Here is a 1105-nt window from a genome sequence, read left to right as displayed (position 1 = left end):
GTCTCTTTTTTCTCTAGTCTTCTGTGTTAATTTCTTTTCTGCGTGCCGATTGTTAGTGATCATGTGCGATTTGTTCACGTGGTTCATTCACGCTTTGTCCACGTCACATATCAACATTGGTTGGCATTATAGGTGGTATTTTGTGTGTCATGACGAAGCAGGAAGAAGAGAGGAGAAGGAGGAGAGGGGGAGAAGGAAGGAAAGAAAAGATTCTGGGAATTAAGCAAGGTACTGTATCTAACTCCTATAGCGAAGAAAACCAAAGTGTTCTCTCGTCGTTGGATAAGAATACCCCTGTAGTGACTAATGAGACCGTGGGAAGAATTCAGGGGGCTGGGCAGGACGTTAAGAACGCCAACCAAACTTTCGACCAGCTTCAAACTGGTATAGGCGGCAAGCATGCTACTTCAGGCATGGGTAATACCAGCGAAAAACTGAATTCTATGTACGGAGATAGCCAGATACGCGGGATATCAAACAACCTCCCGAATTATTTTGACAGGGTTGCAAATGACCCAACCAAAAAGCCGGATGACAAACGGGCGGAGCTGGCCGCACAAGCCGTGTTTACCTATGGGGCCAGTACAATGGCAACCGGCGCTGAGAAAGAACAACTGAAAGCGGATACTCAAAGCCTCCTCACCGAGCTGGGTCACTACAACGTTAGCTGGGGGATGAATGATCTCCAGAGTATCCATGAAGGTTTCAACATGCACAACAAGGCTTCAGGCTCTCTTGATTCAGCAATAAGGGCGAATCTTGGTGAAGGCGGCTCTGGCGGCGGGATCGTTGGCCAACGAACCCAAACCACGATTGATACCCTTGCTGGTAATAAAATTGAGTCCAATACAGAACGTAGTGTGATTGGCAGTACGCTTTTATCGGGCCAGGAGAGTGTTGCCAGAGGGCTTGACGTTATCGGAGCAAAACCCGTAAACGACATGCTCTCAGGTATTGGGGTCCTGACTACGCCCGCATCTTTGGCAAACGATGCAACGAATCCGGTAAATATGCCGAGTTCGTTATTGGGCAAGGTTGGCAACCACCTGCAAATGTCAGATGGTCTGAGCGCGGTGACCAGCCGTTATAAGGATATGGGAAGTGA

The 1105-nt window shown here is 48.3% G+C and carries 1 protein-coding gene; it reads left to right on the top strand.

The window, feature by feature from the left end; all coding sequences use genetic code 11:
* Positions 1-149: 149 nt before the first annotated feature.
* The coding region (locus tag C3418_RS23645; RefSeq protein WP_219812714.1) for a hypothetical protein at positions 150-1105 on the top strand (956 nt) is incomplete at its 3' end.

It is taken from the genome of Aeromonas sp. ASNIH8 (assembly GCF_002919855.1).
Classification (GTDB): domain Bacteria; phylum Pseudomonadota; class Gammaproteobacteria; order Enterobacterales; family Aeromonadaceae; genus Aeromonas; species Aeromonas caviae.
This window is presented reverse-complemented; position numbering and strand designations above follow the sequence as displayed.